This window comes from Deinococcus fonticola (genome assembly GCF_004634215.1).
Classification (GTDB): domain Bacteria; phylum Deinococcota; class Deinococci; order Deinococcales; family Deinococcaceae; genus Deinococcus; species Deinococcus fonticola.
In genome coordinates this window covers 1-6,187 of the sequence record NZ_SMMH01000069.1, presented here as the reverse complement: position 1 = coordinate 6,187, position 6,187 = coordinate 1, and the positions used below count along the sequence as shown (strand labels likewise).

The following is a 6,187-nucleotide window of genomic DNA, read 5'->3' as shown; positions in this document are numbered from 1 at the left end:
ACCCTGTACAACGAGAGGCGATTACACTCCAGTCTGGGGTACGTGCCCCCGGCAGAGTTTGCGGCCCAGTATCATCAAGCCCAGATGTGACTTGACCCCCTGTCCGCCTTCTTGGGTGCAGTCCAGAACTCCAGATCACGTCAGTCCAACGCTCACCCCCCTGTAGCTGGGATGTAAGCACGTTGTTATACAGGCAACTCCAGATCGCCTCTGGAGCGGCGTGCGTTGCTGCACTAGACAAAACACTCAGGCGCACCATCTCCTCGAAGCTGGTAGGCATGGCGGCTGAGACGGCATGCGCACGCATCAGCGAGCCGTTGCTGGCCGCTGCCTCGCCATACCTCGCCCAGGTCGCCATAGGCCCGAGCTGTAGGGCGCGCTGAAGAGTAGAGCCAGCATCTGGGGGAGAGCTCTCAAGCCAGCAAGCAAAGCGCCTCTGCAAGCTAGAGACAAACTGTTCCCCGCTCTCCGCTGCGTTGAGCGAAAGTGCCTGCCACACACAGATCGCCAACTGAGTGTCGTCTGTTGCGTCACCGGGACGCATATCGCGCCAGTCAGACCGCGCAAAGGCATAAGGACGCTCAGGGTAGACCTGCTGAGCCTCTTCAGGGGTCATGAACTCTGTAGCCGCACCCAGAGCATCGCCGACAGCGGCCGCTATAAGCAGCTCTGTCCCTTGCTGTGCGTGAAGTGTAGCTATGCTCATAACTCCTAGTATCGTTACATAGTTGTGCACGAGGAAGCAAGCACAACCACCGAGAGAGCTATATGGTCACCGCAACCACGCCCTCAGCGCACCGGCAGCTGCCCCAGCAGGTGCCGGGCGAGCGGCGTCAGGCGCCGCGCCCGGCACCCCACGTCACAGATCAGCACATCCGGCGCGTCAGGCTGCAACACCAGCCCGTCAACACGGTGCCCCATCGCCAGTGCCTCGGCGATCAGGGAGAGGGCCTGCTGGCGCGGGCGCGGGATGCCGCCCGGGGGCATCAGCCACCCCTCCGGCTCGGTGGCATAGTCGTCCAGGTACACCTCGATGCTTACCGCCCCACACGCCGCCGCCGCATCGGCCAGCGCGGCACCGAGCAGGCCACGCGCGTGGTTGGTGAGCCGGGAGCGCGGGAGCAGAGCCAGCGCCCGGCCCACCGGCAGCAGGCCAAGCCCCATCGCGTAGAGGTCGCCCAAGCCAGCAGCGGCGCGTGATCCGGACACCTGGGCGGCGTTCAGCATCGACCCGAAGGCGCGCAGCTCCTCGTCGTTCCAGCAGTTGCCTGCGTTGATCAGCTCCTCAAACGTCACCGCAACCATCCCGTGCCGCGTCACAGGTGATCCCCCGGGCTCGCCGTAACGTGTTGCCGCTGAAGATCGTTAGGCAGGTACCGAACGTACCTCCGGCTCATCTCCAGGGTGCTGTGCCCGAGCATCTGCTGCAGCGCGAACACATCAGTCCCACGCCTCAGCACCTCGACCGCGAACCCCCGGCGCAACGCATGCGGGGCGACGTTCGCTCTTGGCAGCCCGGCCGCTGCCGCGAGCCGCTCAAGCAGCTGCGTCAGGCCGCCTGGGGTCATGGGCATGCCGACGTGGCTCAGGAACAGAGTGTCTACGTCCTCTCTGATCGGACGCCGCTCCCGGCCCATGTAGCGGTTCACCGCCTGGCCAGACCGCACCCCGAACGGCACCGTGCGCGGCTTGCCTCCCTTGCCGCGCTGCACCGTCACCAGCCCCCGGGTCAGGTCAACGTCCCGCACCGTCAAGGCAACGAGCTCAGACGCACGCAGGCCCGTGTCGTACGCAAGCATGACCATCGCGCGGTCCCGCAGCGGGTGCGGCCCCTCACGCGCCACCCGCAGCAGCTCGGCGACCTCATACGGCTGAGCGGCGGGCGGCGGGTCGTCAGGCAGGCGGGGCAACTTCACGCGCTTGAACACGTCCCCCCGGAGCAGCTCCTCCTCAACCCCGAACCTCAGAAGCCCCCGCACCCCGCGCAGGATGGCGTGCTCACCCCCGGGGGCCAGCCCGCCCTCCCGCAGCCACAGCTGGAACTCTGAGATGTCGGCCCTCGCCAGGGCCGTGAGGTCGTCCTTGTCCTGCTCTGCCAACCACGCCCCGAACTTGCGAGCGGCCACCGCGTAGAACCGGATCGTGTGCTCAGACCTGCGCATGGCCCGCAGGTGCCGCACGTGCATCGCGTGCAGCCTGTCAACCGTCAACATGTCATCCTCCCGCAGCACACGACCAGGAGGCCAGTCAGGTACCTGATCAGGTGCACCGGGCGGGGGCATGAAGCCGAAAAAACCCGGGCACCACGCATGCGGCGTGATGCCCGGGAGCTTTGGTGGCGATGCCCGGACTTGAACCGGGGACCTAACGATTATGAGTCGTTCGCTCTAACCAGCTGAGCTACATCGCCGCATTGTATGGTTCCAGCAGAGCATTTTTGCCCATGCACGGGCACAATCCTGCCCGGTGCCGAGAGATAGTAGCACTCTCCCCGCAATGATATCAAGCGGAGAGAGCAAACGATTCTCAAAGTATGTAGTGCTGTCAGTTGGAGTCGTGCCTGGGGATCCCGAAGCGCTCAGACAGGAAGTGAGCTACCTGCTCCCTCAGCTCCCAGTAGAACTCGTCGTCCACGTCGCCCATGCCGAACGTGGCAGCCCGAATCACCGCTCTGACCAGCTCCAGCGCAGTGTCGTGGCCATGCCTGGACTCGACGCACGTATAGATCACGTTCTCCACCAGCTCCTCGTGGATCGATTCCGGGACGAGGCGCGGGTCTGCCATCTGCGCCACCGCCTCCAGCGCCCCACTCAGCATCGCGTCCTGTGCCTCCAGCATCTCCATAGCCAATCCATCACTGATCATGCCGCCACCTCCCCTGCTCGCGCCGCAGCCAGCGCCTCGTCCCAGCCGATCACGCCGGGCATCGGCACTTTCGGCCAGCGCAGGCCGTGGACGATACGCCAGATGGTCGCCTCAGCGATTCCGTACTGCCCGGCTAGGTCTTTCTGCTGAGCGCCAGCAGCATGCGCAGCGCGAATCAGCACCACCTGCCTGGCATTGACGCGCGCCCGGGGGTTGAGCTCGCCACTCTTGCTCGCGGTGCGTCCCTGCCGCTGGCGATCCCGCATGTTCTCTGCCTGGGTGCCGGACAGCAGGTGCCGGGGATTGCAGCAATTGCGGCTGGCGATACAGCTGTGCCGGACCACCAGCGGGTGAGGCGGCATCGCGCCGTGCTCAAGCATGAAAGCAATCCTGTGCGTCAGGTATCCGCTGCGCGTGCCGTCGTGGTGCTTGATGTCGACGCGGCCATAGCCAAACTCATTCAGCCGTCCCGTCCACGGCCAGCAGGCGTCCGGGCCGCCACTGCGATCCACGCGGGCGTCGAACTGCGCGCGGAACCCGGCCGGGTCAGGGAGGTCTTCGACGCACTCAACCTTCTTGCGGTGCGGGCTCATTGCGCACCCCCATTCCCACGAGCCCTTCTGGCCGCGCGCTTCTCCGCCAGCGCCCTGGCGTCCTCGGCGGCCACATACAGCGTGCTGCGGCCCCCAACACTGCGCACCACCATGTGCGCGCCGTTCCGCTTCAGGAACACGTAGATGTTTGAGCGATCGCCTCCGGTCATCGCCAGCACCTGCGGCATGCTGATCATCTCGCCAGCAGCGATCTTTCGATCCAGATCGGACAGCTCGACCTCTGTGGTCACCCTGTGGGCATTCCGCAGCTTGGCATACCTCTTGGCGTAGGTCTTCTTGAACGCCTCAAGATCCTCAACGCGGAAGATTGCTTTGTGAAGCCAGATGGTATACGGAAGGTCCCCTGCGTCCATGCGCATTCGGATGGTGCTGCGGCTGAACCCGGTGGCATCCATCACCTCCTTGAGAGTCACGTACCCGTCCGGCGCTGTGCCGCGCGGCACGAGATCGATCTCGAGGTCGTCGCGCTTGACCCAGCGCAGACCGTACCTGAGCACAGTCTTCACGCCTCTGGCCTGGAGCCAAGCGTCCATGTGTTTGCGCTTTCTCCCAAAGATCCGCGCCGCCGCCGCCATGTCGACGAGGCGTTCTTCGGGAATCTCGCCGCTGCGGATGTGCTTGAGCATCTTCAGCGTGCTCTCAGTCACATGCAGACGACCGTCGACCTTGACGGTCGGGAAGGCGCGACTACTGGCGCGACTACGCATGTAGCCGTCCTTATAGCCGATCAACCTCGCGGCTTCCCCCAGCTTGTAGGTGCGCTCCTCGCTCATTGCGCACCCCCGAAGACTTCGCGCGCCAGCCGCTCAGGGATGGGCTGCCAGTTGGCCACCGTGACGAAAGTGCGGTGCGTGGATCAGCAGTTGCCGTGCAGGAACACCGCGTAGCGCCCGCCTTCCTGGCCGCCGACGCTCACGCCAAGGTCTTCGATGCCGACCCGCTGATCGTCGACTTCGGGTCTGCCCACCATCGCAGCCAGACCGGCGGCGAGGCGCGGCAGGTCAGCACCCTTGAGTTGCTTCCTGGCGGCAGCGAACCCGATATTCGTGCGGGTAGCGCAGAACTGCTCCAGGCACTCGCGGGCAAAGGCGATGTCTGCGGCGATCTCGGGACTACTGCTTGCTTTCTTCGTACCTTCGGGCATCTCTGCACCCCGAAGGCTTCGGACAATCTAGCCGCGGCAACGGCCGTCTTGACTCTTCAGTCCTAGCTATGTTCGCCGCTCAGATCCATGGCAACAGTGTACACGACTCAAGCTTGTGATGCAAGTGTTTTTGCCGTCCCAGACAGTGATATCACCGATTCAGCAGCAACATCAGGTTCTGCCAGAACAAGCGCAGCGGCTCATCTCCCGCATCAACCTGCTCAACCAGCCCGTTGTGGTATGCGACCAGCACCCCATAGCTGCGCCCCCTGTGCAGGTCTTGCATCACATGAAGAGAGAACCTGGGCCCCCAGAACTCCGGTAGCCCGGTCGACTCGCGCACGACCAGCGTCCCCGGCGGCAACTCCAGCTCAACCCCTGGGAACATGGGCCCAGCGCTCCTCGTCGCGCCCACTGCGATCTGAAGCAACAGCCGCCCTCGGTGCGGATCGGGCGCGGACATCACCACCCGCATGATCTGATCAGTGCGCATGCTTCCGTCCCAGTCGCCAAAAAGCCTCAGCCAGCGGGTCTGCCTCTTGTCCGCGCGCCCAGGCGAGCCTGGTCATGCCTGCCTGACGCCCTGTGAGCTCATCACCCTGTCTCAGCCAGCCCCTGACGCTCCCCGGCCAGAGGTGCTCGACCGCCTGGAGAGATTGCAGCGCACGCATCCACGGCCACACGTCCAGCCCTTCAGGCGGCAGCCAGACCGCCCCATACCCCTGCGGTCTGACCCAATGCACCGCAACCGGTCCGATCTGGTGCAGCCAGACAGGCACCCCGAAAGCCACCACCTGCAACAGCTCGTTCGGGTCGACGCCGCGCTCTTGGTACCACTCAGCGGCAAGCACCGCCCCTCTCGCAACCTCCCCGCTCATCCGCTCTCGAAGCAGCTTCACCGTCAACTCCCCAGGCGACGTGATCTTCAGCGCGTCTACAAACACCCGTTGCGAGACCACACTCACCCAACCACCCCAACCACGCGCCAGCGCCCGCTTGCCTCAAGTGCGCCGTTCAGCATCTCGCGCGCAATCTCTAGTAAGATCAAACGCTCCTCATCAGTGAGTGGTGACTTCACTGCATGGATACTGCTCAGCAACTCGCCGCTCCGCTCGGCTCCCAACGCCGTGACAATGGTCTGTTCAAAGGTGCATTCCTGCAATGCAAGCTCGGTCGAGCCGCTTTGCGTAAAGCACAATTGATCTGCCAGGCGCTTGCGAATCATGCGCTCTTGTCGATTGTTCATAGTGAAAAACCCCCAAAAGAAGCGCAGAATACAAAGTGCTGTATTCCGCGCGTGCTGGTCTATGTATTGGGGTGCTTTCCTACACTTTCGATCTTCAGGACTCGTCGGGAAAAGTCAGGCTTTGTGAGAGCCCCCGTGTTCCCAGGGGCTGAGGTCTCCGTACTCCCAGCTGAACGCAACACCGAGCTCCCTCTGGAGTGAACCCCAAAACGCGGACAGAGGAGCAAGGCATGTCGCCCCGGTCAGCCCGTAGGCTGATCAACAGATGGAGGGAGACCGACCATGCCCGGACGACTACACAGCCGCGAATTCAAGCTC

Annotated in this window: 10 protein-coding genes and 1 tRNA gene; all 11 read right to left on the bottom strand. The window is 64.0% G+C overall.

The features are described 5' to 3' along the window. On the bottom strand, positions 1 to 706 hold a 706-nt coding region (locus E5Z01_RS20430), incomplete at its 3' end, for an ADP-ribosylglycohydrolase family protein (protein ID WP_135230784.1). An 83-nt stretch (positions 707 to 789) separates the two neighbouring features. Further along, positions 790 to 1,320 (bottom strand): hypothetical protein, encoded by a 531-nt coding sequence (locus tag E5Z01_RS18865; RefSeq protein ID WP_135230783.1) that lies wholly within the window; start codon positions 1,318 to 1,320, stop codon positions 790 to 792. Beyond that, a complete protein-coding gene (locus E5Z01_RS18860) occupies positions 1,317 to 2,213 on the bottom strand; it encodes a tyrosine-type recombinase/integrase (protein WP_167758022.1) in 897 nt (298 codons plus the stop codon). Before E5Z01_RS18860 ends, E5Z01_RS18865 begins: the two co-directional genes overlap by 4 nt. Before the next feature lie 120 nt (positions 2,214 to 2,333). Beyond that, positions 2,334 to 2,410: transfer RNA gene (locus tag E5Z01_RS18855), tRNA-Met, on the bottom strand. A gap of 134 nt (positions 2,411 to 2,544) precedes the next feature. Beyond that, positions 2,545 to 2,865 (bottom strand): hypothetical protein, encoded by a 321-nt coding sequence (locus E5Z01_RS18850; RefSeq protein ID WP_135230781.1) that lies wholly within the window; start codon positions 2,863 to 2,865, stop codon positions 2,545 to 2,547. Beyond that, positions 2,862 to 3,458: an HNH endonuclease gene (locus tag E5Z01_RS18845; protein WP_135230780.1), complete on the bottom strand. Its 597-nt coding sequence runs from the start codon at positions 3,456 to 3,458 to the stop codon at positions 2,862 to 2,864. Before E5Z01_RS18845 ends, E5Z01_RS18850 begins: the two co-directional genes overlap by 4 nt. After that, positions 3,455 to 4,252 (bottom strand): helix-turn-helix transcriptional regulator, encoded by a 798-nt coding sequence (locus E5Z01_RS18840; RefSeq protein WP_135230779.1) that lies wholly within the window; start codon positions 4,250 to 4,252, stop codon positions 3,455 to 3,457. Before E5Z01_RS18840 ends, E5Z01_RS18845 begins: the two co-directional genes overlap by 4 nt. A gap of 83 nt (positions 4,253 to 4,335) precedes the next feature. Next, positions 4,336 to 4,623, bottom strand: a complete 288-nt coding sequence (locus tag E5Z01_RS18835; RefSeq protein WP_135230778.1) for a hypothetical protein — start codon at positions 4,621 to 4,623, stop codon at positions 4,336 to 4,338. A 151-nt stretch (positions 4,624 to 4,774) separates the two neighbouring features. Next, complete coding sequence (locus E5Z01_RS18830; RefSeq protein WP_135230777.1) at positions 4,775 to 5,116, bottom strand: hypothetical protein; 342 nt, start codon at positions 5,114 to 5,116, stop codon at positions 4,775 to 4,777. Continuing rightward, positions 5,106 to 5,588, bottom strand: coding sequence for a hypothetical protein (locus E5Z01_RS18825; protein WP_135230776.1), 483 nt, complete (start codon positions 5,586 to 5,588; stop codon positions 5,106 to 5,108). Before E5Z01_RS18825 ends, E5Z01_RS18830 begins: the two co-directional genes overlap by 11 nt. After that, positions 5,585 to 5,869 carry a hypothetical protein gene (locus E5Z01_RS18820; RefSeq protein ID WP_135230775.1) on the bottom strand — a complete coding sequence of 95 codons (285 nt, stop codon included), beginning with the start codon at positions 5,867 to 5,869 and terminating at the stop codon, positions 5,585 to 5,587. The genes E5Z01_RS18825 and E5Z01_RS18820 overlap by 4 nt, the downstream gene beginning before the upstream one ends. Positions 5,870 to 6,187: the final 318 nt, after the last annotated feature.

Bases quoted from the DNA above. Each gene is read 5' to 3' on its own strand.
- E5Z01_RS18850 (WP_135230781.1), bottom strand. From the start codon at position 2,865: ATGATCAGTGATGGATTGGCTATGGAGATGCTGGAGGCACAGGACGCG.
- E5Z01_RS18860 (WP_167758022.1), bottom strand. From the start codon at position 2,213: ATGTTGACGGTTGACAGGCTGCACGCGATGCACGTGCGGCACCTGCGG.
- E5Z01_RS18835 (WP_135230778.1), bottom strand. From the start codon at position 4,623: ATGCCCGAAGGTACGAAGAAAGCAAGCAGTAGTCCCGAGATCGCCGCA.
- E5Z01_RS18845 (WP_135230780.1), bottom strand. From the start codon at position 3,458: ATGAGCCCGCACCGCAAGAAGGTTGAGTGCGTCGAAGACCTCCCTGAC.
- E5Z01_RS18830 (WP_135230777.1), bottom strand. From the start codon at position 5,116: ATGCGCACTGATCAGATCATGCGGGTGGTGATGTCCGCGCCCGATCCG.
- E5Z01_RS18820 (WP_135230775.1), bottom strand. From the start codon at position 5,869: ATGAACAATCGACAAGAGCGCATGATTCGCAAGCGCCTGGCAGATCAA.
- E5Z01_RS18840 (WP_135230779.1), bottom strand. From the start codon at position 4,252: ATGAGCGAGGAGCGCACCTACAAGCTGGGGGAAGCCGCGAGGTTGATC.